The organism is Neorhizobium sp. P1_A6 (genome assembly GCF_056406795.1).
On the sequence record NZ_JBFTZM010000018.1, the window covers coordinates 64,473 to 89,946 of the forward strand.

Sequence of the window (25,474 nt, forward strand, 5' to 3'; positions counted from 1 at the left end):
CGTCGAATGGCCAGCCTCGCCGTCCTCATCCTCACCTATAACGAAGAGCGCCACATCGCCCGCGCCTTGAAAAGCGTCGCGCCCTTCGCGTCTGAGGTCTTCGTCATCGATTGTTTCTCGACCGACGGCACGGTCGAGATTGCCCGGTCGCTCGGCGCAACCGTCCTCAGTAACCCCTGGATCAATTATTCGAGGCAATTCCAGTGGGGGCTCGACAATGCCCCGATCACCGCCGACTGGATCATGCGGCTCGATGCGGATGAGGTGATCGAACCTGAACTGGCGGTCGAGATCGCCGACAAGCTTCCCGCTCTCGCTGCCGATGTCGCAGGCGTGAACCTCAAGAGAAGGCACATCTTCCTCGGACGCTGGATCCGCCACGGCGGACGGTATCCGCTCATCCTCACCCGCATCTGGCGGCGGGGGAAGGGACATGTCGAGGACCGCTGGATGGATGAGCACATCGTCGTGAAGGGCGGCCGCACAATCCTTTTCGACGCGCCGTTCTCCGATCACAATCTCAACGATCTCAGCTTCTTCACGGGCAAGCATAATCGATACGCAACCCTTGAAGCTGTCGATGTGCTGGGCCGGCGTTACGGCCTGTTTCCGGAGGACCTGGGACTATCGAGAGAAGCGTCCTCGCGACAGGCCACCATCAAGCGGCGCATCAAAGAGCAGATCTATAACCGGCTCCCGTTCCCTGTTGCAGCGCTCGGTTATTTCCTGTTCCGCTATATCGGTCAGCTTGGCTTCCTCGATGGCCGCGAAGGGCTGATCTACCATGCCCTGCAGGGTTACTGGTACCGTTTCCTCGTCGGTGCAAAAGTCATGGAATTCGACCGGTCGATCCGTTCGCTGGCAACGCTTGAGGAAAAGCGCGCGACGCTGGCGCGACTGACGGGGCTGCCGCTCTGAAACGACAGCCCCGTGAAGCGCAGCGGTTCAGGCAACGCCCACGCTCGGGAAGGCGGCCCAGAAGAGCGTCGAGCCTGCCCCTTCGGCGGCGACCACCAGCAAGCTTCCGCCGGCATTCAGGATATAGCTGGTCTTGCCCGAGATCTTGTTGAAGAGCTGTGTGCCGTTGGTATTGACCGCCAGATCCGCCGATCCGGCGTTGACGATATGAAAAGGCAGCCCCACCAGCGAGGTCGCATCCGACGAATTGGTGATCGCGGGCAGCGTGCAGACGAGCGCTGAGGCGGCGTCGAAGGAGACGAGCCCGGCATCCAGTGGATGGAGCACTGTGTTCGCGGTCTTGAGCGTCGACTTCATTCCCATTCCGAAGCAGGGATAGATGAAGCTGTTACCACCCCGGACTTCCAGATCGCCCTGGTTCTCCCAGGCATCGCCACGAATGTTGAAGACCGCCAATCCGCCGCGGGTTTGGTCTGTCCATAGGCCCGACAACATTGCTTGACGACCAACTCCACGCGCGCCGTGAAACTGGCTGGTGGCCGAGACCGTGTCGAAATCTGTCACCGCGGTGTTGCTGCTATAGAAGCGGCTGAAGCCCGCGCGCCGCCCGACAATATCGGCATTTCTGTCACCAGCGACCTCGGAGATGTTGAGGTCGCAGCCCTGTGCGTTCTCTACATAAATCCCCGCGCCGGAGGCGCCTTCCGCATCCACGCCGAAGAAACGTGAGTTGGAGACGAACGCTCCTTCGTTGCGGGCGCTTAATTCGAAACAGGGCATGCCCCAGGACGAGAGCATGAGCGAGCCGCTGCCGGACGCGATTATGGCCGGGGAGGTAAAGGCGTTGCCGATCTGGATCGTGTTGCCGCTCACCGATTTGACGACATGGACCCGCCCGGCGGTGACCCCGTAATTGCTGCTCGTGAACGCGACCGGCATGCGCGCCCGGAATTTGCCGCCGTCGGCAACGGCGATATTCGCCGAGCCGTTCGAGAAGGTCGCGCTGGCCACAAGTTCGGCTCGGTTGAAGGCGTTGTTCTGGATGCGGTCGACATACATTTCGTTCAGACGAGCGCCGTCTCCGCCGGCTTCGAATACGATACCCCGGCAGAGCCGATTGTCCCGTCCATCGGCTGGAATGATGTTGAAGAGCGAATCGAAGCGGCTGTTTCCAGGCATCAACGTCGAGCCCGACAGCAATGACGCATAATACTGGCCGTTTTCGCAAAGATGCGTCCAGACCCGGGAAACGTCCGTGTGCATGAAATTGGCAAGGAATATGCCCCAGTCGCTGCAGTCGCGGATGAAGAGATCGTGGATGGTCGAAAACTGCAGGCCGATATTGTTCACAGCGCCGATGCTGATGGCGCGCGTGAAGCCGGTAAAGCCGATATGCTCGCATCGCCAGCCGGTAATGCAGTCGGCGGTGATCGTCGCGGACGGTGAGCCAAGGTCTGCGTCATTGGCGGCAAAAGCGGGAAACGACCCGTCGCCGGCAAGCACGGTGCCACCCGCGAAATCCCATCCGCTGTCCGGGAGTGTGTCGTTCAGATAGTTCAGCACCGGCTGCACCCCCTGGTAACCGACGCCGGAAGCGACCGGGAGCGGCTCCGTGAGCGTGATCACCGCATCCGGCAGCAGGATGGTGCCTCCGCCGCCCGCTGCGACCGCTGCCGCATGTACGGCCCGGATCGCCGCTTCGGTGGAATCGGAGGGAATGTAGAGTTTCGGAATTTGACGAGATGGCATCGTGTCAGTCCTCCAGGCCGATGAATTGGCTGATCGTGAGTTGGCTGATGGTGAGCTGATTGTTTTCTGCGTCGGCAAGCGCATTGCCTTCGGCATCCATCAGGGTGAACCCGTCGCCTTCGGGCGGCTCACCGCCGCCGATGGAAAAAGTGCCGGGACCGGTCAGGGAAAGTCCAAGATCCAGCATCATCTCCTCCCGCCGCGAACGCTCGCCGTCCGGCACCGAGCGCATCCGCCGGCGCCTCCCATGTCGATGCCGTGTCTGAGATGATGTTTTCCCATTCCTGTCTCCTCGTGCGCCCGAGCGTCTATCCGCAGACGGGCAGTTCGGAACCGATTTTAGGAACGGGTTGAGGAGCGGGGACGAAGTGGCGGAAAAGATTCGCTGAATGATTGCTGGCACCCGGAAGCGTTCGACGGTGAAATGCCTGATATGCCTCGCGGATCGGAGACTATAGGGGCGGCCGGAATGGAGCGAGCTGTCGCGCTCACGGCGGATGTTCTTCCCCGCGACAGCCAAAAGAATCGAGTGGGATTGCGAGCGCTCGACCGAAAACCGAAGCGCTAGAAGTAGCGAAACGATCTTCCGGAAGCGGGAAAATTCGGAGTAGAGGCAGGAAAGAGCGCGGGAATGGCGGGCAAGAGAGCGTCCACCATCCGCTTAAAGCCTTGAATTACTTGAACCCAGCCAGCGGCGAGGGAGACACGATGTCTCCCTCCTGTGCGCTAAGCTAAATGATGGCGTAGGTGCGCGCAATGCTCTACTGCTCCATGCGCGGTTGATACTCGCTTATCCCTATTCGGCTGCATCGGGAACTTGAGGTAGTGTCTGGTTCTGCCATTGGTCGTAACTCTCAGTCGTGCCCTGTACCCTCCACGCGGAGCGGCCATTGGCAGCTCTTCCATATATTATGGCTGCTGCTGCGCTGGGACTGGAAAACGCCACATTTTCTTTGAAGAGCCAACGTCCCGTGTCGTCGGGCCCAATCTTTCCTTGGTGTGCTAGGGTCTCCCATAGGCTTCTATAAGTATGGGTTGCTGTTCCCTCCCATGAAGAACGGCATAGTGATCCCTCTTGAACGGTGAATTCCCCATCGATTTCTTGGGCATGTGCGGTCAAGCTGTGCATTTTACTTGTTAGCTCAAAGATGGGGGACAATGATGGTGCCGCCGCACTTGCACTCGGCTTTGATGGGTTTTGTTTGATGGTGGCGGCTTCTCGTAGAAATGCAAAGTCAAGGAGTGGTAGTATCAAGCGAAGCTGAGCCACAAAATATTCCATATCCGCTCGATCCGCCTCGGGTAAATTTGACGGATCCGGTGCAGTGTCATTTGTCAAACTTACCAAGCCAGACGCCTTTGCCACGGAGATAAGTCGGCTTTCTAGGTATTTTATGTGGCCGCTAGTAAGGTTGTGATCTTTGCTGGTTACGACGCATGTCTTTTCCCAGAATGATTTCTTCTCATCCTTGTTGTGCTGAGCTAGCCTTCTGCTAATATTTTCGCTTTGCCCGATGTATACTAGGTTTTGTCCGTCATTGTCTGGGTCAATGCCCAGCAAGAAGTAGACGCCCGCCTTGCCGATCTCGTCTCTTGCAAGCAATGATGCAAGCTTGGATCGGGGTGCCGTGATGACGTGCCCCGTCCAGTTTATGATCTCCGCCGTAAGAATTCCCTGCGGATTGCCTTCAACGAGGTGTATGCGGACGGACTTACCAAAGTTCTCTGACACTGCGCTTGCTCTATGATTGTACTGATCGAATGGGTCGACTGCTGTTGTCTGGTGCTCGTATGGGTAGTCCGTTGAGGGTAAAGTTCTCGTAACAAAACGAGAAATTCTTACTAGGGGTATTTAAAACCCCCTTGGCTCAGCGTTTTCCCCCATGGGGGTGCGGCCGGTAGCGATACCGTGATGTCGGATGGTAGTTTCTGTGGATGAATTTCACGGGGGAGGGGCCGGCGCAGATAGAAAACGCCGTTGCGTGACTTCAGAATATAGGTGGGATTGCGCAAGCCAATGTCTCACCTGAATGGCTCACTGACCAAATTCAAGACTAGAAGGCTCGGTTTTCAAGTGAATGGTGGGCGATGACGGACTCGAACCGCCGACATCCTCGGTGTAAACGAGGCGCTCTACCAACTGAGCTAATCGCCCGTTCGCGATTGCGGAGCAACAAGGCCCGCCGCGTCGGTGGCCGTGATCTATGCGGATCGCGGAAAAACCGCAAGGGCTTTCATGATGTTTTTTTGAAATTTTTGGGGAAGAGCCGACTGGACAGGGGCGCATATGGGGCAGGAGAGGGCAAAGCGACGGGACGTCATCCTTTTGTCTTGAAACGCGCTTGACACCCGATCGCGAACCTCTTAGTTAGCCGCTCAACCGAGCGATTGAGGTCGCCCGGCTCCGAGGTTTCGGCCTCAAGAGAAATGCGCGGGTGTAGCTCAGTTGGTTAGAGTGCCGGCCTGTCACGCCGGAGGTCGCGGGTTCGAGCCCCGTCACTCGCGCCATTCTCTTATTCGAACTCTCCGCCGATTGCGCGTCTTGCGCATAAGGCGGCTGCCGCTGGTCGGCATTATGCGCGGGTGTAGCTCAGTCGGTTAGAGTGCCGGCCTGTCACGCCGGAGGTCGCGGGTTCGAGCCCCGTCACTCGCGCCATTCGCCACCCAGAAGAACATGCTTCCCGATACGATCCGGCCGCCACCGGTCCCTCATGGTCACGGTCTGAGGTTGTTGCTATGATACAGCCGCTGATAATCGTTTGAACTGCTCCATTTTGGCGCAGGATGCGACATTCAAAAAGCTTGCGCCGGGGCTTCGGCTGCGCTAACCACGGCTTGTTGCAATGCACGTTCGCTTTGCCTGTGCATTGATATTCAGGCGTCGTCTCCCGACGCTTCAGGCAAGCTGGGATCGAATACAATGAGTGAACTCCTCACTTCCTATATCCCGATCGCGATTTTCATCGGCATTTCCCTGGTGATCGGCATCGCGCTTCTGGTTGCGCCGTTCGCCGTCGCCTACAAGGCGCCCGATTCGGAAAAGCTTTCGGCTTACGAATGCGGCTTCAATGCCTTCGACGATGCGCGCATGAAGTTCGACATTCGTTTCTACCTGGTCTCGATCCTCTTCATCATCTTCGATCTCGAAGTGGCCTTCCTGTTTCCCTGGGCCGTGTCTTTCGGCGCGGTCGGCTGGTTCGGCTTCTGGTCGATGATGGTATTCCTCGCCGTTCTGACGATCGGCTTTATATATGAATGGAAGAAAGGAGCGCTGGAATGGGAGTAGTCGACAACGGCAGCACTCTCGTCGCGCCGCAACCCAAGGGCATTATCGATCCGAATACCGGCAAGCCCATCGGCAGTGACGACGCGTTCTTCGGCGAGATCAACAATGAGCTCGCCGACAAGGGTTTTCTCGTCACCTCCACGGACGAGCTGATCACCTGGGCCCGCACGGGCTCGCTGATGTGGATGACCTTCGGCCTCGCCTGCTGCGCAGTCGAGATGATGCAGCTTTCGATGCCGCGTTATGACGTCGAGCGCTTCGGTTTTGCGCCGCGCGCCTCGCCGCGCCAGTCGGACGTGATGATCGTCGCCGGCACGCTGACCAACAAGATGGCGCCCGCGCTCCGCAAGGTCTACGACCAGATGCCGGAGCCGCGTTACGTCATTTCGATGGGCTCCTGCGCCAATGGCGGCGGCTATTACCACTATTCCTACTCGGTGGTGCGTGGCTGCGATCGCGTCGTGCCGATCGACATCTATGTTCCGGGCTGTCCCCCCACGGCGGAGGCACTGCTCTACGGCGTGCTTCTGCTGCAGAAGAAGATCCGGCGGACCGGCACGATCGAGCGCTGAGGGCCAAAGGCTAAGGGTAATTGGACAAGATCATGAGTGAAGCCCTGAACGAGCTTTCGACCTATATTCGCGAAGCGCGTGCGTCCCTCGTGGCGGACGCGCAGATCGCCTATGGCGAACTGACGCTGACGGCGACCGCGGAAAACCTGCTGCCGCTGCTGACCTTCCTGCGCGACGACGTGCAATGCGGGTTCATCAGCTTCATCGACATCTGCGGAGTGGACTATCCGGCACGCGAAAAGCGTTTCGACGTCGTCTACCACCTTCTGTCGCCGCGCCAGAACCAGCGTATCCGCGTCAAGGTCGCGACCGCCGAGGACGAGCCGGTTCCGTCTGCCTGCCCGGTCTATCCGGGCGCCGACTGGTTCGAGCGCGAAGCCTGGGACATGTACGGCATCCTGTTCACCGGCCATCCGGACCTGCGCCGCATCCTGACGGACTACGGTTTCGAAGGCCACCCGCTGCGCAAGGATTTCCCGACCACCGGTTTCGTCGAGGTCCGTTATGACGACAACGCCAAGCGCGTCGTCTACGAACCCGTCGAACTGCGCCAGGAGTTCCGCAATTTCGATTTCTTGAGCCCCTGGGAAGGCACCGACTACGTGCTCCCCGGCGACGAAAAGGCGAAAGCTTAGGGATCGGCGCAGCCGCGCCGCCCGTCCGCACTTCTTTCCCGCTCGGTGCGATTGTTCGCCCGGCATGGAGCAAGCAGAATGACCGAACACAACGTCCGCAATTTCAATATCAATTTCGGACCGCAGCATCCGGCGGCGCATGGCGTGTTGCGCCTTGTGCTGGAGCTCGACGGCGAAATCGTGGAGCGCGTCGATCCGCATATCGGCCTGCTTCACCGCGGCACCGAAAAGCTGATCGAGACCAAGACCTATCTGCAGGCGATCCCTTATTTCGACCGCCTCGACTACGTCGCGCCGATGAACCAGGAACATGCTTTCGCGCTCGCCGTCGAAAAGCTCCTGGATATCCAGATCCCGATCCGCGGCCAGCTGATCCGCGTTCTCTATTCGGAAATCGGCCGCATCCTTTCGCATCTTCTCAACGTCACCACGCAGGCGATGGACGTCGGCGCGCTGACGCCGCCGCTCTGGGGTTTCGAAGAGCGCGAGAAGCTGATGGTGTTCTATGAGCGCGCCTCGGGCTCGCGCATGCATGCGGCCTATTTCCGTCCGGGCGGCGTCCATCAGGACCTGCCGCCGGAACTGGTCGAGGATATCGGCAAGTGGTGCGATGAATTCCCGGCAAAGCTGGACGACATCGACGAATTGCTCACCGGCAACCGCATCTTCAAGCAGCGCAATGTCGATATCGGCGTCGTCAAGCTCGAAGACGCCTGGGCCTGGGGCTTTTCCGGCGTCATGGTCCGCGGTTCGGGAGCTGCCTGGGACTTGCGCCGCTCGCAGCCTTACGAGTGCTATTCCGACCTCGAATTCGACATCCCGATCGGCAAGAACGGCGACTGCTACGATCGTTACCTGATCCGCATGATCGAGATGCGCGAGTCGGTGAAGATCATGAAGCAGTGCGTCAACCGTCTGCTCGGCGACGCCAGGACTGGCCCGTTCTCGTCTGCGGACGGCAAGGTGGTGCCGCCGAAGCGCGGCGAGATGAAGCGGTCAATGGAAGCGCTGATCCATCACTTCAAGCTCTATACCGAAGGTTATCACGTGCCGGCCGGCGAGGTTTATGCGGCGGTCGAGGCCCCGAAGGGCGAGTTCGGCGTCTTCCTGGTCGCCGACGGCACCAACAAGCCCTATCGCTGCAAGATCCGCGCGCCGGGTTATGCCCATCTCCAGGCGATGGATTTCATCTGTCGGGGTCACCAGCTGGCCGACGTCTCGGCGGTGCTCGGCTCGATCGACATCGTCTTCGGCGAGGTGGACCGCTGATGCTGCGCGCCGTCGTTTTCGCTGCCGTTATCTCTGCCGCCCCGGTTGCGTTCGCGCAGCAGGCGCAGACGGATGGCGCGATTTCGACGCAAGCCGGCGGATCGAAATCGATGCGCGATCTCCTGTCCGAAGGATATGAGATCAAGACCTCCGTTCCCAGTGGAACAAAGTTCATAGTGTTCATGCAGAAAGACAAGTCTGCCTATGCCTGCGAGTTCGTGTCGCTCACGAAATCGCGGTGTGGATCCATAAACTGATAAGGCGTGGAAAAGAATGTCCGTTCGTCGATTAGCCGAAGACCAGGTGCAGCCGGCAATATTCGCCTTCAATGACGAAAATGCCGTCTGGGCCGAGGCAACGATCAGGAAATATCCGGCAGGCCGGCAGCAATCGGCTGTCATCCCGCTCCTGATGCGTGCGCAGGAACAGGATGGCTGGGTGACCCGCGCGGCGATCGAATTCGTCGCCAACAAGCTCGATATGCCCTATATCCGCGTCCTCGAAGTCGCGACTTTCTACACCCAGTTCCAGCTGAAGCCGGTCGGCACCCGCGCCCATATCCAGGTCTGCGGCACCACGCCCTGCATGCTGCGCGGCGCGGAAGACCTGATGAAAGTCTGTCAGCACAAGATCCATCACGATCCGTTCGCACTGAACGCCGACGGCACGCTGTCGTGGGAAGAGGTCGAGTGTCAGGGCGCCTGCGTCAACGCACCGATGGTCATCATCTTCAAGGATGCCTATGAGGACCTGACGCCGCAGCGTCTCGAGGAGATCATCGACGCTTTCGAAGCCGGCAAGGGCGATGAGATCAAGCCAGGCCCGCAGATCGACCGCATCTTTTCGGCGCCCGAGGGCGGCCCGCAGACGTTGAACGACGAGATCAAGCCGGTCCGCACCAATCTCGACCCGCATCCGAGCGCCGAAGAGGCCGCGGCGGCTGCAAGCGTTCCTCCGGCCGATGCCGGTCGTCCGAAGGACACTGCGCCGGAGACGGACCCGAAGTTGAAGACCCCTGCCACCGCCCCGGCGGCTGCCGCAGCGAATGCCAAGGCCGCGGAGAAGCAGCCGCCCTCGGCGACTGCGAAGAGCAAACCGGCTCCGAAGACGCCCGGCAGTGCCGCGGAAGGCGCGCCGCCGGAACCGGGTGCAGTCTCCGGCGACTTGAAGCCGAAGCGCACACGGCGCAAGACCACGACTGAAGGTGAGTCGTGACATTTGAGAATTTGTGTGCGGCCTTTGAAAAAGGCTGCAATATATCGACTGACAACCGGCTTAATCGCGACGGACTTGTGGAATAGATCATGTTGAAAGATCAGGATCGCATCTTTACCAATATCTACGGCCTCAAGGACAAGTCCCTGAAGGGCGCGATGAGCCGCGGCCATTGGGATGGCACCAAGGAGATCATCGAGAAGGGCCGGGACTGGATCATCAACGAGATGAAGGCTTCGGGCCTTCGCGGCCGCGGCGGCGCAGGCTTCCCGACCGGCCTCAAGTGGTCGTTCATGCCGAAGGAATCGGATGGCCGTCCGCATTACCTCGTGGTCAATGCCGACGAATCCGAGCCCGGCACCTGCAAGGACCGCGAAATCATGCGCCACGATCCGCATACGCTGATCGAAGGCTGCGTCATCGCCGGTTTCGCCATGGGCGCCAACACGGCCTACATCTACGTGCGCGGCGAATACATGCGCGAGCGCGAAGCGCTGCAGGCGGCGATCGACGAGTGTTATGATTTCGGCCTGCTCGGCGGCAACAACAAGCTCGGCTGGGATTTCGACATCTACGTCCACCACGGCGCCGGCGCCTATATCTGCGGCGAAGAGACCGCGCTGCTCGAAAGCCTCGAAGGCAAGAAGGGCCAGCCGCGCCTTAAACCTCCGTTCCCGGCCAACATGGGCCTCTACGGCTGCCCGACGACGGTCAACAACGTCGAATCGATCGCGGTTGCCCCGACCATCCTGCGCCGCGGCGCCGGCTGGTTCTCGTCCATGGGCCGTCCTAACAATGTCGGCACCAAGCTGTTCATGCTCTCCGGCCACGTCAACAAGCCGTGCACCGTCGAAGAAGTAATGGGCATCACCTTCCGCGAGCTGGTCGACAAGCATGCCGGCGGCATCCGCGGCGGCTGGGACAATCTGCTGGCGGTCATTCCGGGCGGCGCGTCCTGCCCGATCGTGCCGGCCAAGGACATCATGGATTGCCAGATGGATTTCGACGGCCTGCGTGCCGTCGGCTCCTCCTTCGGCACCGCTGGCGCCATCGTCATGGACAAGTCCACCGACGTCATCAAGGCGATCGCCCGCATCTCGGCCTTCTTCAAGCACGAGAGCTGCGGCCAGTGCACGCCGTGCCGCGAAGGCACCGGCTGGATGTGGCGGGTGCTGGAGCGCATGGTCAGGGGCAATGCCCAGAAGCGCGAAATCGACATGCTGTTCCAGGTGACCAAGCAGATCGAAGGTCACACCATCTGCGCGCTCGGCGATGCGGCGGCCTGGCCTGTCCAGGGCTTGATCCGGCATTTCCGTCCGGAGATCGAAGCACGTATCGACCAGTATACCCGAAACGCGACGGCGCATGGCGCCGTCCTGGAAGCTGCGGAGTAGTCACGTGACGAAGTCGGGCAAAGAGCATGAACGGGAGGCGGCGGATCGTCCGGCGCTCGATCCAGCACGCATGCCCGATTTTTCCGAGGCGATGAAGCTCAATCCGCTAATGGCGAACATGGCTGCCGCAACCGCGATCGGTTTCGGCATTGCCACGCAGATGGCCGGGGTGTTCTTCGGCGCGTTGCAGGGCGCGATGGAAGCAGGTAGCCGCCAGAAGGCGACCGAGGAAAAACCGACCGCCGCGACACCCGCCAAAGCTCCGGCGCCTGTGGAAACACCATTGGTCGTGGAGCCGGTTGTTGCTGCCGTTGCCGCAAAGCCCGTGCCGCTCGCCGAAAAGCCGAAGGCGCCGCGCAAGGCAGCTGCTCCGGTTCTCAAGGCGGCACCCGTTGCCGAACCGGTCAAGAAGCCGGCCGCCAAGGCTGCACCGGCAAAAGCTGCGCCCAAGGCTGCTCCGAAGGTTTCGACCAGGCAGCCGGCCCCGGTAAAGCCGGCGAAGGCGAAGATGGCCAAGGCACCTGCGGGCGGCGACTTGAAGCAGATTTCGGGCATCGGTCCGAAGCTGGCGGAAGTGTTGAACGGCCTGGGCGTAACGAGCCTTGCACAGGTTGCTGCCTGGAACGAGACCGATATCGCCCGCTTCGACAAGGAATTGGGTTTCGAGGGACGCATCAGCCGCGACGACTGGGTCGGCCAGGCGAAAGCTCTGTTGAAATAAAAGAACATGTCCCCGAGTCGCCTGACCCCCAGGAGACCCAAAGGATGGAACTAAGGACGTAAGTGAGACGATGGTTAAGCTGAAGGTTGACGGCAAAGAGGTCGAAGTTCCGGATCATTTCACGCTGCTTCAGGCATGCGAGGAAGCCGGCGCCGAGGTCCCGCGCTTTTGTTTCCACGAACGTCTTTCGGTCGCCGGCAATTGCCGCATGTGCTTGATCGAAGTGAAGGGCGGACCGCCGAAGCCGGCAGCCTCCTGCGCCATGGGCGTGCGCGATGTCCGCGGCGGCCCGAACGGCGAGCTGCCGGAAATCTTCACCAATACGCCGATGGTCAAGAAGGCCCGCGAAGGCGTGATGGAATTCCTGCTGATCAACCATCCGCTGGATTGCCCGATCTGCGACCAGGGCGGCGAGTGCGACCTGCAGGACCAGGCGATGGCCTTCGGCATCGACAGCTCGCGCTACACGGAAAACAAGCGTGCGGTCGAAGACAAGTATATCGGCCCGCTGGTGAAGACCGTGATGAACCGCTGCATCCACTGCACGCGCTGCGTCCGCTTCACCACCGAAGTCGGCGGCATTTCCGAGCTCGGCCTGATCGGCCGCGGCGAGGATGCCGAGATCACCACCTATCTCGAAAGCGCCATGACGTCGGAACTGCAGGGCAATGTCATCGACCTTTGCCCGGTCGGTGCTCTGACCTCGCGTCCCTTCGCCTTCACCGCCCGTCCGTGGGAGCTCAACAAGACCGAATCGATCGACGTGATGGACGCCGTCGGCTCGGCGATCCGCGTCGATACCCGCGGCCGCGAAGTGATGCGCATCATGCCGCGCGTCAACGAGCAGGTGAACGAGGAGTGGATCTCCGACAAGACCCGCTTCATCTGGGACGGACTGAAGACCCAGCGCCTTGACCGCCCCTACGTCCGCAAGGACGGCCGCCTTCAGGCTGCCTCGTGGGGCGAAGCCTTCGGCGCCATCAAGGCTGCGGTTTCCGCAACGTCCGCTGCAAAGATCGGCGCGATCGCCGGCGATCTGGCTTCGGTCGAAGAAATGTATGCCCTGAAGGAGCTGATCCGGTCGCTCGGATCGGAAAATCTCGACTGTCGCCAGGACGGGACGGCGCTTGATCCGTCGCTCGGCCGCGCAAGCTATATCTTCAACCCGACCATCGAAGGCATCGAACAGGCGGGCTCACTGCTCCTGATCGGCGCCAATCCGCGCCTCGAGGCAGCCGTCCTCAACGCCCGCATCCGCAAGCGCTTCCGCCGCGGCAACTTCCCGATCGGCGTGATCGGCGAAGTCAGCGAACTGCGTTACGTCTACGACTATCTCGGTGCAGGCGCTGAAACGCTCACCGACCTCGCGTCCGGCGCAAACAGCTTCGCCGACAAGCTGCGGGCTGCAAAGAACCCGATGATCATCATAGGGCAGGGGGCTCTTTCCCGTGCCGACGGCGCGGCGATCCTTAGCTCGGCCGCCCAGCTTGCCGGCTCGGTCGGCGCGCTGACCGACGAGTGGAACGGCTTTGCCGTCCTCCACACTGCCGCTGCCCGCGTCGGTGGCCTCGACCTCGGCTTCGTGCCGGGCGGAAACGGCGCCAATACCGGCGCCCAGCTGGCTGGCATGGACGTCCTCTTCCTGCTCGGCGCCGACGAGCTCGACTTCTCGAAGAAGGGCGCCAAGTTCACTGTCTATATCGGTAGCCATGGCGATGCCGGCGCGCACAATGCCGACGTCATCCTGCCGGGGGCGGCCTATACGGAAAAGTCCGGCACCTGGGTCAATACCGAAGGCCGCGTCCAGATGGGCAACCGCGCCGGCTTTGCGCCGGGCGAGGCTCGCGAAGACTGGGCGATCATCCGCGCGCTCTCCGATGTGCTCGGAAACAAACTGCCGTTTGATTCGCTGAGCGCCCTGCGTGCAAAACTCTATGCCGACTACCCGCATTTCGCCGCCGTCGACGAGATTGCAGCGGGCTCGGTGAACGAAATTGCCGCACTTGGCCAAAAAGCCGGTGGTATGACCAAGTCCGGGTTTGCGTCGCCGATCAAAGACTTCTATTTGACGAACCCGATCGCTCGCGCTTCGGCCGTCATGGCTGAATGCTCGGCATTGGCCCGCAACAATTTCCAGGCTGCGGCGGAGTAATTTTGAACATGGACTCGTTCTTTTCCATCTACGTCTGGCCGGGCATCGTCATGGTCGCGCAGTCGCTGCTGCTGCTGGTCTGCCTGCTCGTCTTCATCGCCTATGTTCTGCTTGCCGACCGCAAGATCTGGGCGGCCGTCCAGCTGCGCCGCGGCCCGAACGTCGTCGGCCCCTTCGGCCTGTTCCAGTCCTTCGCCGACCTTTTGAAGTTCGTCTTCAAGGAGCCGGTCATTCCGGCTGGCGCCAACAAGGCCGTCTTCCTGCTCGCACCGCTGGTCGCCGTGCTTCTGGCCCTGTCGACCTGGGCGGTGGTGCCGCTCGCGGACGGATGGGTGATTGCCAACATCAATGTCGGCATCCTCTATATCTTTGCGATCTCCTCGCTCGAAGTCTACGGCATCATCATGGGTGGCTGGGCTTCGAACTCGAAATATCCGTTCCTCGGCGCGCTCCGCTCGGCGGCGCAGATGGTCTCCTACGAAGTCTCGATCGGCTTCGTCATCGTCACCGTTCTGCTCTGCGTCGGCTCGCTGAACCTCACCGATATCGTCAATGCCCAGCATGACGGCCTCGGCACGAGGATGGGCCTGCCTGCCTCCTTCCTGGATTGGCACTGGCTGGCGCTGTTCCCGATGTTCGTGGTGTTCTTCATCTCGGCGCTCGCCGAAACCAACCGCCCGCCCTTCGATCTTCCCGAAGCGGAATCGGAGCTGGTCGCCGGCTTCATGGTCGAGTACGGCTCCTCGCCATACATGATGTTCATGCTCGGCGAATACGCAGCGGTCTGCCTGATGTGCGCGCTGACGACCATCCTGTTCCTCGGGGGCTGGCTGCCGCCGGTCGATATCTGGCTCCTCAACTGGGTACCGGGCATCGTCTGGTTCATGTTGAAGTCGATGCTCGTCTTCTTCATGTTCGCCATGGTGAAGGCCTTCGTTCCGCGCTACCGCTACGACCAGCTCATGCGCCTTGGCTGGAAGATCTTCCTGCCGCTGTCGCTCGCCATGGTCGTCATTACCGCATTTGTGCTGAAGCTGGCGGGATGGGCATGATCATGATCGTGAACATGTCCGCCCAAGCTTTTAGCATCATTGGAGAATAAAGATGGCAAGTCTCGGCCAAGCCGTGAATTCGCTGTTCCTGAAGGAGTTCGTCGGCGCGTTCTTCCTGTCGATGCGCTACTTCTTCAAGCAGAAGGCGACGATCAACTACCCCTTCGAAAAGGGCCCGGTCTCCCCGCGCTTCCGCGGCGAACATGCGCTGCGCCGTTATCCGAACGGCGAGGAACGCTGCATCGCCTGTAAGCTCTGCGAGGCGATCTGTCCTGCCCAGGCGATCACCATCGAGGCCGGCCCGCGCCGCAACGACGGCACCCGCCGCACGGTGCGTTACGATATCGACATGGTGAAGTGCATCTATTGCGGTTTCTGCCAGGAGGCCTGCCCGGTTGATGCGATCGTCGAGGGTCCGAACTTCGAATTCTCGACCGAGACGCGCGAAGAACTCTATTTCGACAAGGCGCGTCTCCTGGAAAACGGCGATCGCTGGGAGCGCGAAATCGCTCGCAACATGGCAATCGATGCGCCCTACCGTTAAGGCGGGGTGATTTGTCCGGCGCCCCCAATCAGCGGGCGGTGCCGGTGACATCTGGATGAAATACCCGGCGCATATCACAAGGCCGGGTTTCGACGGGTAGGGGCATTCGTCCCGATCCCGGTGAGGGACGAAAAGGCACCACGATGGGTCTGCAGGCAATCTTCTTCTATCTCTTCGCGTTCATCGCGGTGGCGTCGGCGTTCATGGTCATTTCGGCCAAGAACCCGGTGCACTCGGTGCTGTTCCTCATCCTGGTCTTCTTCAACGCCGCCGGTCTCTTCCTGCTGACGGGCGCCGAATTCCTGGCGATGATCCTGCTGGTCGTCTATATCGGCGCAGTCGCGGTCCTCTTCCTCTTCGTCGTCATGATGCTCGACATCGACTTTGCGGAACTGCGCTCCGGCGTGCTGCAATATGCGCCGATCGGCATATTGATCGGCCTTATCGTGGCTGCGGAACTGGTGGTCGTTGTCGGTGGCAGCGTGCTCACCCCGGAAGCGGCGAAATCGATCACCATGCCGATCCCGAACCCGGCGACCCGCACCAACACGGCGGCGCTCGGCGACGTGCTCTATACGAATTACGTCTACTTCTTCCAGATCGCCGGCCTGGTGCTTCTGGTGGCGATGATCGGCGCGATCGTGTTGACCCTGCGACACCGCACCAACATCAAGCGTCAGGACATATCACAGCAGGTGGCCCGCACGCCCGCGACCGCTGTCGAAGTGGTCAAGGTCAAGCCGGGCCAGGGCGTCTGAGGCGGGAACAAGGAACAAGAAAAATGGAAATCGGACTTTCCCATTACCTCACGGTCAGCGCCATCCTCTTCACGCTCGGCGTCTTCGGCATCTTCCTGAACCGCAAGAACGTCATCATCATCCTGATGTCGGTGGAGCTCATCCTGCTCTCGGTCAACCTGAACATGGTGGCCTTCTCCTCCTTCCTGAACGACATCGTCGGCCAGGTCTTCGCATTGTTCATTCTGACCGTGGCGGCCGCCGAAGCGGCCATCGGTCTTGCAATTCTCGTCGTCTTCTACCGCAATCGCGGTTCGATCGCCGTCGAAGACGTCAATATGATGAAGGGCTGATCGGGTCATGATCTACAAGGCAATCGTCTTTCTTCCCCTGATCGGCTTCCTGATCGCCGGCCTGTTCGGCCGCTCGATCGGCGCAAAGGCGTCCGAATACGTCACCAGCGGCCTGATGATCATAGCTGGCGTGCTCTCCTGGATCGTCTTTTTCAACGTCGCGCTCGCCCATGGCGAAGCAGGCGAAGTGATCAAGGTTCCGGTCATGCGCTGGATCCAGTCCGGCGGCATCGACGTCGAATGGGCCTTCCGCGTGGATACGCTGACGGCGGTGATGTTCGTCGTCGTCAACACCGTCTCGACGCTCGTGCATGTCTATTCGATCGGCTACATGCACCACGATCCGCATCGCCCGCGCTTCTTCGCCTATCTGTCGCTGTTCACCTTCGCGATGCTGATGCTGGTTACGGCCGACAACCTCGCCCAGATGTTCTTCGGCTGGGAAGGTGTCGGTCTGGCGTCCTACCTGCTCATCGGCTTCTGGTTCAAGAAGCCGTCGGCATCCGTCGCCGCCATGAAGGCCTTCATCGTCAACCGCGTCGGCGACTTCGGTTTTGTGCTCGGCATTGCCGGTGTCTTCGTGTTGTTCGGCTCGATCAGCTTCGAGACGATCTTTGCGGCTGCTGCCACCTATCTGCCGGCCGCAGGCGCTCCGGAGGCGTCTCAGGTCATCGCCAACATCTTCGGCATGGAGGTGACCAAGAGCGGTGCGATCACCATCGTCTGCCTGCTGCTGTTCATGGGCGCGATGGGCAAGTCGGCGCAGTTCCTGCTGCACACCTGGCTGCCGGACGCCATGGAAGGCCCGACCCCGGTCTCGGCGCTCATCCATGCTGCGACCATGGTCACTGCCGGCGTCTTCCTCGTCGCCCGCATGTCGCCGATCTTCGAATTGTCACCCAATGCTCTGCTGGTCGTCACCGTCATCGGCGCGATCACCGCTTTCTTCGCGGCGACCGTCGGCCTCGTCCAGAACGACATCAAGCGCGTCATCGCCTATTCGACCTGCTCGCAGCTCGGCTACATGTTCGTGGCGCTCGGCCTCGGCGCTTATGGCGCGGCGATCTTCCACCTGTTCACGCATGCCTTCTTCAAGGCGCTGCTGTTCCTTGGCGCCGGCTCGGTCATTCATGCCGTCGATGGCGAACAGGACATGCGCTACATGGGCGGCCTTCGTAAGCACATTCCGGTCACCTTCTGGATGATGACGATCGGCACGTTGGCGCTGACCGGCGTCGGTATCCCCGGAACGATGCTCGGTTTCGCCGGCTTCTTCTCCAAGGACGTGATCATCGAAAGCGCCTATTCGTCGCATTCGCCGGTGGCGGGCTTCGCCTTCACGCTTCTGGTCATCGCCGCGCTGTTCACCAGCTTCTATTCCTGGCGCCTCGCGTTCATGACCTTCTTCGGCAAGCCGCGCGCGTCGGCCGACGTCATGCATCATGTGCATGAATCGCCGATGGTCATGCTGGCGCCGCTCTATATCCTTGCTGCTGGTGCGGTTGTCGCCGGCGTGCTGTTCGAAGGTTATTTCTTCGGCCACGAATATCTGGAATTCTGGAAGGGCGCGCTGTTCACGCTTCCGGAAAATAAGATCCTCGAAGAGTTCCATCACGTGCCGGTCCTGGTCGCCTGGAGCCCGTTCATCGCCATGGCGGTCGGCTTCGTCACGGCCTGGTATTTCTACATCAAGTCGCCGTCGACCCCCCGTCGTCTCGCCGCTTCGCAGAAGGTTCTCTACGAGTTCCTGCTCAACAAGTGGTATTTCGACGAACTCTACGACTTCCTCTTCGTCCGTTCCGCCAAGGCGCTCGGCCGGTTCCTGTGGAAGAAGGGTGACATCGGCGTCATCGATACCTACGGCCCGAACGGCGTTGCCGCCCGCGTGGTCGACGTCACCAACCGGGTGGTCAAGTTGCAGTCCGGTTACCTCTATCATTATGCGTTCGCGATGCTGATCGGCATCGCCGCCCTCGTCACCTGGATGATGCTCGGGAGCTCGATCTAATGACCGACTGGCCAATTCTCTCGACGGTCACCTTCCTGCCGCTGGTCGGCGTACTGTTGCTGCTTCTGACACGGGAAGACGGCCCCTTCGGGCGCCGTAATATCCTCAACGTCTCGCTGTTCACGACGGTCTTCACCTTCATCGTCTCGCTGTTCGTCTGGATCGGTTTCGACAATTCGAATTCCGGCTTTCAGATGGTCGAGAAGCACAACTGGCTCGGCACCGGCATCTCCTATCATCTCGGCGTCGACGGCATCTCCATGCTGTTTGTCATCCTGACGACCTTCCTGATGCCGTTCTGCGTGCTCGCCAGCTGGAATACGATCGAGAAGCGCCTCAAGGAATACATGATCGCCTTCCTGCTTCTGGAAGTGGTCATGACCGGCGTCTTCGTTTCGCTCGACGTCGTGCTCTTCTATGTCTTCTTCGAAGCGACCCTCATTCCGATGTTCGTCATCATCGGCGTCTGGGGTGGCAAGGATCGCGTCTACGCGTCCTACAAGTTCTTCCTCTATACGCTGCTCGGCTCTGTCCTGATGATGCTCGCCATCATGGCGATGTACTGGCAGGCCGGCACCACCGACATTACCGAACTCTTGAAATACGGTTTCCCGGCCGGCATGCAGACCTGGCTCTGGCTCGCCTGTTTTGCAGCCTTCTCGGTCAAGATGCCGATGTGGCCGGTGCATACCTGGCTTCCGGACGCGCACGTCCAGGCTCCGACTGCGGGCTCGGTGATCCTTGCCGGCGTCATGCTGAAGCTCGGCGGCTACGGGATGATCCGTTTTTCGCTCGCCATGCTGCCGATCGCGTCGGAACATTTCGCGCCGCTGGTCTTCTCGCTGTCGGTGATCGCCATCATCTACACCTCGCTGGTGGCGATGATGCAGGACGACATCAAGAAGCTGATCGCCTATTCCTCGGTCGCCCACATGGGTTACGTAACCATGGGCATCTTTGCGGCGAACGTTCAGGGCGTGCAAGGCGCGCTCTTCCAGATGCTGTCGCACGGCGTCGTCTCGGGGGCGCTCTTCCTCTGCGTCGGCGTTGTCTATGACCGGCTCCACACCCGCGAGATCTCCGCCTATGGCGGCCTCGTCAACAACATGCCGAAATATGCCGTCGCCTTCATGATTTTCACGATGGCAAACGTCGGCCTGCCGGGCACGTCCGGCTTCATCGGCGAATTCCTGACGATCATCGGTGTCTTCCGGGTCAACACCTGGGTGGCGCTGTTCGCGGCGACCGGCGTCATTCTCTCGGCCTCCTACGCGCTCTGGCTCTATCGCCGGGTCATCTTCGGGGCGCTCGAGAAGGAAAGCCTCAAGGCATTGCTCGACCTTTCTGGCCGCGAAAAGCTCATCCTCTATCCGCTGATCGCCGTCACCATCTTCTACGGCTTCTATCCGGCGCCGATCTTCGATGCGACGGCAGCATCGGTGGACATGCTGGTGAACAATTATTCCGCAGCCCTGGCAGCGGCGAAAGACCTTGCACTCAACGTGCACTGAGACGGGACAAGACTGGACATGACCGCTGAAATTCTCTCCCTAAGCTTGCAGCTCTCGATGCCGGAGATCATCCTGGCCGTGGGCGCGCTCGCTCTTCTGATGATCGGCGTCTTCTCCGGCGACAAGTCCGCGCCGACGGTGACGGGGCTGGCGGTGGCGCTGCTGGCGGTTGCCGGCCTGTGGCTGATCTTCATGCCAGGCGAGGGCGTTGCCTACGGCGGCGCCTTCAAGCTGGATGCCTTCGGCCGCTTCATGAAGGTCCTGGCGCTCATCGGCTCGATCACCGCCATGGTCATGTCCGTCGGCCATGCGAAGTCGGATCAGCTCAACCGCTTCGAGTTCCCGGTGCTTCTGGTTCTGTCGACGCTCGGTATGCTGCTGCTGATCTCGGCGAACGACCTGATCGCCTTCTATCTCGCCCTCGAACTGATGTCGCTGGCGCTCTACGTCATCGCCGCCTTCAACCGGGACAGCCTGCGCTCGACCGAAGCCGGCCTGAAATATTTCGTCCTCGGTGCGCTCTCCTCCGGCATGATGCTTTACGGCATGTCGCTGGTCTACGGTTTCACCGGCAATACCGGCTTCGAAGGCATCGCCAAGGTTCTCTCCGCCGAGACCCGCGGCCTGGGCTTGATCTTCGGCATGGTCTTCGTGCTCGCCGGCGCCTGCTTCAAGATTTCCGCCGTGCCGTTCCACATGTGGACGCCGGATGTCTATGAAGGCGCACCGACCCCGGTCACTGCCTTCTTCGCCGCCGGTCCGAAGGTCGCCGCCATGGCGATCCTCGTCCGCATCGCTTCGGATGCCTTCCTGCCGATCATCGCCGACTGGCGCCAGATCATCGTTTTCGTATCGATCGCTTCGATGCTGCTCGGCTCGTTCGCGGCGATCGGCCAGCGCAACATCAAGCGACTGATGGCCTATTCCTCGATCGGCCACATGGGCTACGCGCTTGTCGGCCTTGCCGCCGGCTCCGAGACGGGTGTTTCCGGCGTCGTCCTCTACATGACCATCTACATGGTCATGACCTTGGGCACCTTCGCCTGCATCATGGCGATGCGCCGCAAGGAAGGCGGCAATGTCGAGAATGTCGACGATCTCGCCGGCCTATCGGCCACCAAGCCGTTCATGGCGGTGGTGCTAACCGCGCTGATGTTCTCGATGGCCGGCATTCCGCCGCTCGCAGGCTTCTTCGCCAAGTATTTCGTGTTCGTCGCGGCGATCGAAGCCAAGCTTTATGCCCTGGCGGTCATCGGCGTGCTCTCCTCGGTCGTAGGCGCCTATTATTACCTGCGCATCGTCAAGCTGATGTGGTTCGATGAAGCCAAGGGCGAATTCGCCCGCATCTCCGGCGAGCTGCGCCTGGTCTTCGGTCTCTCCGGCCTCTTCGTCGTGGCTTATGTGCTGATCGGCGGACCGATCGGCACGGCGGCGAGTGCCGCCGCGAAGTCCTTCTTCTGAGAATGCCGGGAGCAAGGGACCGTTTCTCGCTCGATGCGTTCCGCCACGAGGCGCTCGACGAAGTCGGATCCACCAATAGCGAATGTCTCGCCCGCGCTCGCGCGGGCGATTCCGGTTTGTTGTGGCTGACGGCGACGCGCCAGCTCGCCGGCCGTGGTCGCCGTGGCCGGGCCTGGACGTCGGAACCCGGCAATCTCTATGCCTCGCTGCTACTGATCGATCCCGCGCCGCCGGAGAGGATCGGCTCTTTGCCGCTCGCGGTTGCAGTCGCGGTCCATGCTGCGGTCAGATCGGTTCTGCCGCCGGGTGGCGAGCCGCTCGATGTCAAATGGCCGAACGATATCCTGATCGACCGCAAGAAGACCTGTGGTATTCTGCTGGAAGGCGAGGGGTTGCCGGATGGCCGCCGCGCGCTCGTCATCGGCATCGGTATCAACATCCGCCATATGCCCGACAGTGCGGCCTACGCGGTGACACGGCTTGCCGATCACGGCGCCAACATTTCGCCTGAAGAGCTTTTCGCCCATCTCTTCAGGGAGATGGCGCAGGTTCTGGGTGTTTGGGATGAGGGCCGGGGCACGCCCGAAATCAGCCGGCGCTGGCGCGAGGTCGCCTGCGGCATCGGCGAAAAAATCACCGTGAACCTGCCGGATCGCTCGCTTGTTGGCACATTCGCAGGTATCGATGACAAAGGTTTTTTGCTGCTCGATACCGGATTGGGCGCGCTGACGTCGATCGCCGCCGGTGATGTATTTTTTCAAGGAATGGAATAGACAAAGAAAATGGCAAACCAAGAAGAACTGGTGTTTCTGCCGCTAGGCGGCGTCGGCGAGATCGGCATGAACCTCGCCCTCTACGGCTATGGAACGCCGGAGAAGCGCCAGTGGATCATGGTCGATTGCGGCGTGACATTTCCGGGACCGGATCTGCCGGGCGTCGATCTCGTGCTGCCGGATATCCGCTTCCTCGCCAGCCAGCGCAGCCATCTCAAGGCGATGATCATCACTCATGCGCATGAGGACCACTACGGCGCCATGAACGATCTGTGGCCGGGCCTCAACGTGCCCGTCTATGCCTCGCCGTTTACCGCCGGCATGCTGGAGGCGAAACGCAACTACGAAGGTTCGCGCGCTGAAATCCCCGTGACGATCTTCAAGGCCGGCGACCGCATCAATATCGGCCCGTTCGAGATCGAGGCCATTGGCGTCAACCATTCGATCCCCGAGCCGATGTCGCTGGTGATCCGCACCCCGCTCGGCAATGTCGTTCATACCGGCGACTGGAAGATCGATCACGCGCCGTCGCTCGGACCGTTCACCGACGAGGCGCGCTTCCGCAAGATCGGTGACGAAGGCGTGCTGGCGCTGATGTGCGACAGTACCAACTCCATGCGTGAGGGCGTTTCGCCATCGGAAGAGGAAGTCTCCGAAGGCCTGCGCCAGATCATCGAGGCGGCCGAGGGCAGGGTAGCGATCACCACCTTCTCGTCGAATGTCGGCCGCATCCGCTCGATCGCCCAGGCCGCAGACGCAGCCGGCCGCGAAGTCCTTTTGCTCGGCTCCTCGCTGAAACGCGTCGTCGGCGTCGCCCGCGATATCGGCATCATGGAAGGCCTGAAGCCCTTCATCGCCGAGGACGAATACGGTTATATCCCGCGTGACAAGATCGTGGTGATCCTGACCGGCAGCCAGGGCGAACCGCGCGCGGCCCTTGCCAAGATCGCCCGCGACGAGATGCGCCATGTGGCGCTGACGTCAGGCGATACGGTGGTCTTTTCCTCGCGCACCATTCCCGGCAACGAGAAGGCGATCATCGAAATCAAGAACGGCCTGATCGAGCAGGGGATCAAGATCGTCACCGACAGCGACGCGCTCGTCCACGTCTCCGGCCACCCGCGCCGCAGCGAACTGGTGCAGATGTACCAATGGACCCGTCCGCAGATCCTCGTGCCCGTTCACGGCGAGGCCGCGCATCTGACGGCCCAGGCCGAGCTCGGCGCATCCGCCGGCATCAAGACCATTCCGCGGGTCCGCAACGGCAATATCCTGCGCCTTGCGCCCGGCCCGGCCGAGGTCATCGGCGATGCACCGCATGGCCGCATCTTCAAGGACGGCAAGCTGATCGGCGATTTCGAAGAAATGGGCATCGGCGACCGCCGCAAGCTCTCCTTCGTCGGCCATGTCTCCGTCAACGTCCTGCTCGACACCCGTTATGACTTCGTGACCGATCCCGATCTCATCGCCTTCGGCCTGCCGGAATTCGACGACGAGGGTGAGGACATGGAGGATACGCTTTATGACGCCGTGCTCGGCGCCGTCGAAAGCATTCCGCGCGCCCGCCGCAAGGATCTCGACATGGTCCGCGAGGCCATCCGCCGCGCCGTCCGCTCCACCGCCAACGAGGCCTGGGGCAAGAAACCGATCGTGACGGTGTTCGTTACGCGTCTCTGAGGGGACGGAGAGGTCGCCGCATATCCCTTCTCCCCGTCAGAACGGGGAGAAGGTGGCGGCAGCCGGATGAGGGGCATTCTTACCAGCGATCGCCCAGCCAATGCGGACATATCGCCCACACTCGGGAGGACAAGACATGCTCGGACGCGTCAATCACATCGCCATCGCCGTGCCGGATCTTGGCATCGCGACCACGATGTATCGCGATACGCTCGGCGCCCGCGTCTCCCAGGCCCAGGCCTTGCCGGAGCATGGCGTCACCGTGGTCTTCGTCGAGTTCCCCAACACCAAGGTGGAACTGCTCGAACCGCTCGGGCCCGATTCGCCGATTGCGGCTTTCCTGGAGAAAAATCCCTCCGGCGGCATGCACCATATCTGCTACGAGGTGGACGACATCGTCGCTGCGCGTGACACGTTGAAGGCGGCCGGCGCGCGGGTGCTCGGAGACGGCAATCCGAAGACCGGAGCCCATGGAAAACCTGTGCTTTTCCTGCATCCGAAGGACTTCAACGGCACCTTGATCGAGCTCGAACAGGTATGATTCCCACAGCTGTGACATCACGCCGGGGTCTCTCGGTTTGAGCTTGCCTGCCTTTCAGCCTATAAGGGCGCCAATTCTTCGAACCGGAATCGAGTCGAAATCATGCCTCTTTTGACGGTCGCGGCCATCTATTTCATCATCTGGTGGACCGTGCTCTTCATCGTCCTTCCGCTTGGTTATCGCACCCAGCAGGAAGACGGTGAGGTGACCATAGGGACTGTGGAAAGCGCTCCCGCCCGGTTTCGCGGCGGCCGCGTCGTGCTGCTGACGACGGTGATCTCGACACTGCTCTATGTGGGCTACTACGTCGCATCCGCTTATTTCGGCGTCGGCATCAGCGACATTCCGGTGATCGTCCCGACCTTCGAATAGGTGGACGAGTAGGCGGCAAAATAAGGCGGATCGTCGGGAGCCCGTCATTTCCCTGTCATGATTTGCAGGCATAGGAAGCGGCGACGAAGGCATTCGCGCTTTATTCGTTCCGGGTGACGAGAAAGCAAAAAAAAACAAGGCGGTTAAGCCTTGTTTTCAAGTTTCGCGTGATCCTTAACCGTTACCGGGGCTGCGACAAGCGCGCCTAAGATCTGATCCTCCCAAGACTTGACCGCGAAATGACAAGAATTTGAACTCCTTGCCTCTTTTGTGAGCTGAACCTAGCTCAAAGGATGTGCTTTGTCATCCGCTTTTTTGTATTTTTGCTACACTTCGATAAAATTTTTTAGTTGACAAAAATGTCGCGCGCTTGCCACGAAATTTCCGCTTTTGCCGGGTCTGGAGGTGTCGGCGCAGATTCGTGAACAACGTGCGATTCATGCTGGGGCGGGTTCCCTTGGAGCCTCGGAACCGCTATGTACCCTCCCAATATTGTTGAAGAAAACGGCCGATTCCTCGCGTGGTGGGGATAGG

Annotated in this window: 24 protein-coding genes and 3 tRNA genes; 23 read left to right on the forward strand and 4 right to left on the reverse strand. The window is 60.7% G+C overall.

Features of this window, described 5'->3' with window-relative positions; genetic code table 11:
• Nucleotides 1-6 precede the first annotated feature (6 nt).
• On the forward strand, nt 7-918 hold the full coding sequence (locus AC1D3C_RS26005; RefSeq protein WP_477484911.1) for a glycosyltransferase family 2 protein: 912 nt from the start codon (nt 7-9) through the stop codon (nt 916-918).
• A 27-nt stretch (nt 919-945) separates the two neighbouring features.
• Here the strand turns inward: AC1D3C_RS26005 and AC1D3C_RS26010 are convergent, their stop codons facing one another.
• From AC1D3C_RS26010 to AC1D3C_RS26025, 4 genes are all read right to left on the reverse strand, one after another.
• Nucleotides 946-2,667, reverse strand: a complete 1,722-nt coding sequence (locus AC1D3C_RS26010; RefSeq protein ID WP_477484912.1) for a hypothetical protein — start codon at nt 2,665-2,667, stop codon at nt 946-948.
• A gap of 4 nt (nt 2,668-2,671) precedes the next feature.
• A complete protein-coding gene (locus tag AC1D3C_RS26015; RefSeq protein WP_477484913.1) occupies nt 2,672-2,899 on the reverse strand; it encodes a hypothetical protein in 228 nt (75 codons plus the stop codon).
• A gap of 564 nt (nt 2,900-3,463) precedes the next feature.
• Complete coding sequence (locus tag AC1D3C_RS26020) at nt 3,464-4,399, reverse strand: GIY-YIG nuclease family protein (RefSeq protein ID WP_477484914.1); 936 nt, start codon at nt 4,397-4,399, stop codon at nt 3,464-3,466.
• 347 nt (nt 4,400-4,746) lie between these two features.
• Nucleotides 4,747-4,822, reverse strand: a tRNA-Val gene (locus tag AC1D3C_RS26025).
• Nucleotides 4,823-5,098: 276 nt separating this feature from the next.
• Here AC1D3C_RS26025 and AC1D3C_RS26030 point away from each other — a divergent pair.
• From AC1D3C_RS26030 to AC1D3C_RS26135, 22 genes are all read left to right on the forward strand, one after another.
• Nucleotides 5,099-5,175 (forward strand) — tRNA-Asp (locus tag AC1D3C_RS26030).
• A 71-nt stretch (nt 5,176-5,246) separates the two neighbouring features.
• Nucleotides 5,247-5,323: transfer RNA gene (locus tag AC1D3C_RS26035), tRNA-Asp, on the forward strand.
• A gap of 264 nt (nt 5,324-5,587) precedes the next feature.
• Nucleotides 5,588-5,953, forward strand: a complete 366-nt coding sequence (locus AC1D3C_RS26040) for an NADH-quinone oxidoreductase subunit A (protein ID WP_007754643.1) — start codon at nt 5,588-5,590, stop codon at nt 5,951-5,953.
• Nucleotides 5,944-6,525, forward strand: coding sequence for a NuoB/complex I 20 kDa subunit family protein (locus AC1D3C_RS26045; RefSeq protein WP_007754646.1), 582 nt, complete (start codon nt 5,944-5,946; stop codon nt 6,523-6,525). Before AC1D3C_RS26040 ends, AC1D3C_RS26045 begins: the two co-directional genes overlap by 10 nt.
• A gap of 32 nt (nt 6,526-6,557) precedes the next feature.
• A complete protein-coding gene (locus tag AC1D3C_RS26050; RefSeq protein ID WP_038549024.1) occupies nt 6,558-7,160 on the forward strand; it encodes an NADH-quinone oxidoreductase subunit C in 603 nt (200 codons plus the stop codon).
• A 78-nt stretch (nt 7,161-7,238) separates the two neighbouring features.
• On the forward strand, nt 7,239-8,429 hold the full coding sequence (locus tag AC1D3C_RS26055) for an NADH-quinone oxidoreductase subunit D (protein ID WP_038541982.1): 1,191 nt from the start codon (nt 7,239-7,241) through the stop codon (nt 8,427-8,429).
• Complete coding sequence (locus AC1D3C_RS26060; RefSeq protein WP_038541984.1) at nt 8,429-8,686, forward strand: hypothetical protein; 258 nt, start codon at nt 8,429-8,431, stop codon at nt 8,684-8,686. The genes AC1D3C_RS26055 and AC1D3C_RS26060 overlap by 1 nt, the downstream gene beginning before the upstream one ends.
• Before the next feature lie 16 nt (nt 8,687-8,702).
• Entirely contained in the window at nt 8,703-9,644 is a 942-nt protein-coding gene (gene nuoE, locus AC1D3C_RS26065; protein ID WP_477484915.1) for an NADH-quinone oxidoreductase subunit NuoE, read from the forward strand.
• Between the two features lie 89 nt (nt 9,645-9,733).
• The gene (nuoF, locus tag AC1D3C_RS26070) at nt 9,734-11,038 is read left to right on the forward strand and encodes an NADH-quinone oxidoreductase subunit NuoF (protein ID WP_247039792.1); all 1,305 of its coding nucleotides are present in this window, start codon (nt 9,734-9,736) and stop codon (nt 11,036-11,038) included.
• Between the two features lie 4 nt (nt 11,039-11,042).
• Entirely contained in the window at nt 11,043-11,759 is a 717-nt protein-coding gene (locus AC1D3C_RS26075) for a 5' DNA nuclease (RefSeq protein ID WP_477484916.1), read from the forward strand.
• 70 nt (nt 11,760-11,829) lie between these two features.
• Nucleotides 11,830-13,911 carry an NADH-quinone oxidoreductase subunit NuoG gene (nuoG, locus tag AC1D3C_RS26080; protein WP_477484917.1) on the forward strand — a complete coding sequence of 694 codons (2,082 nt, stop codon included), beginning with the start codon at nt 11,830-11,832 and terminating at the stop codon, nt 13,909-13,911.
• A gap of 8 nt (nt 13,912-13,919) precedes the next feature.
• Nucleotides 13,920-14,963 carry an NADH-quinone oxidoreductase subunit NuoH gene (gene nuoH / locus AC1D3C_RS26085; protein ID WP_038593139.1) on the forward strand — a complete coding sequence of 348 codons (1,044 nt, stop codon included), beginning with the start codon at nt 13,920-13,922 and terminating at the stop codon, nt 14,961-14,963.
• A gap of 52 nt (nt 14,964-15,015) precedes the next feature.
• A complete protein-coding gene (gene nuoI, locus AC1D3C_RS26090) occupies nt 15,016-15,507 on the forward strand; it encodes an NADH-quinone oxidoreductase subunit NuoI (RefSeq protein ID WP_037080524.1) in 492 nt (163 codons plus the stop codon).
• Nucleotides 15,508-15,650: 143 nt separating this feature from the next.
• A complete protein-coding gene (locus AC1D3C_RS26095) occupies nt 15,651-16,265 on the forward strand; it encodes an NADH-quinone oxidoreductase subunit J (RefSeq protein WP_038541992.1) in 615 nt (204 codons plus the stop codon).
• A 23-nt stretch (nt 16,266-16,288) separates the two neighbouring features.
• On the forward strand, nt 16,289-16,597 hold the full coding sequence (gene nuoK / locus AC1D3C_RS26100) for an NADH-quinone oxidoreductase subunit NuoK (protein WP_007772674.1): 309 nt from the start codon (nt 16,289-16,291) through the stop codon (nt 16,595-16,597).
• Between the two features lie 7 nt (nt 16,598-16,604).
• Complete coding sequence (nuoL, locus tag AC1D3C_RS26105) at nt 16,605-18,605, forward strand: NADH-quinone oxidoreductase subunit L (RefSeq protein WP_477484918.1); 2,001 nt, start codon at nt 16,605-16,607, stop codon at nt 18,603-18,605.
• Entirely contained in the window at nt 18,605-20,116 is a 1,512-nt protein-coding gene (locus AC1D3C_RS26110) for an NADH-quinone oxidoreductase subunit M (protein ID WP_247035256.1), read from the forward strand. The genes nuoL and AC1D3C_RS26110 overlap by 1 nt, the downstream gene beginning before the upstream one ends.
• A gap of 18 nt (nt 20,117-20,134) precedes the next feature.
• Nucleotides 20,135-21,577, forward strand: a complete 1,443-nt coding sequence (nuoN, locus tag AC1D3C_RS26115) for an NADH-quinone oxidoreductase subunit NuoN (RefSeq protein ID WP_477484919.1) — start codon at nt 20,135-20,137, stop codon at nt 21,575-21,577.
• A gap of 2 nt (nt 21,578-21,579) precedes the next feature.
• Nucleotides 21,580-22,350 (forward strand): biotin--[acetyl-CoA-carboxylase] ligase, encoded by a 771-nt coding sequence (locus AC1D3C_RS26120; protein ID WP_477484920.1) that lies wholly within the window; start codon nt 21,580-21,582, stop codon nt 22,348-22,350.
• Nucleotides 22,351-22,359: 9 nt separating this feature from the next.
• A complete protein-coding gene (locus AC1D3C_RS26125) occupies nt 22,360-24,027 on the forward strand; it encodes a ribonuclease J (RefSeq protein WP_477484921.1) in 1,668 nt (555 codons plus the stop codon).
• Nucleotides 24,028-24,163: 136 nt separating this feature from the next.
• Nucleotides 24,164-24,568, forward strand: coding sequence for a methylmalonyl-CoA epimerase (gene mce, locus AC1D3C_RS26130; RefSeq protein WP_477484922.1), 405 nt, complete (start codon nt 24,164-24,166; stop codon nt 24,566-24,568).
• A gap of 102 nt (nt 24,569-24,670) precedes the next feature.
• Complete coding sequence (locus tag AC1D3C_RS26135) at nt 24,671-24,940, forward strand: DUF1467 family protein (protein WP_038542008.1); 270 nt, start codon at nt 24,671-24,673, stop codon at nt 24,938-24,940.
• The last annotated feature ends 534 nt before the right edge of the window (nt 24,941-25,474 follow it).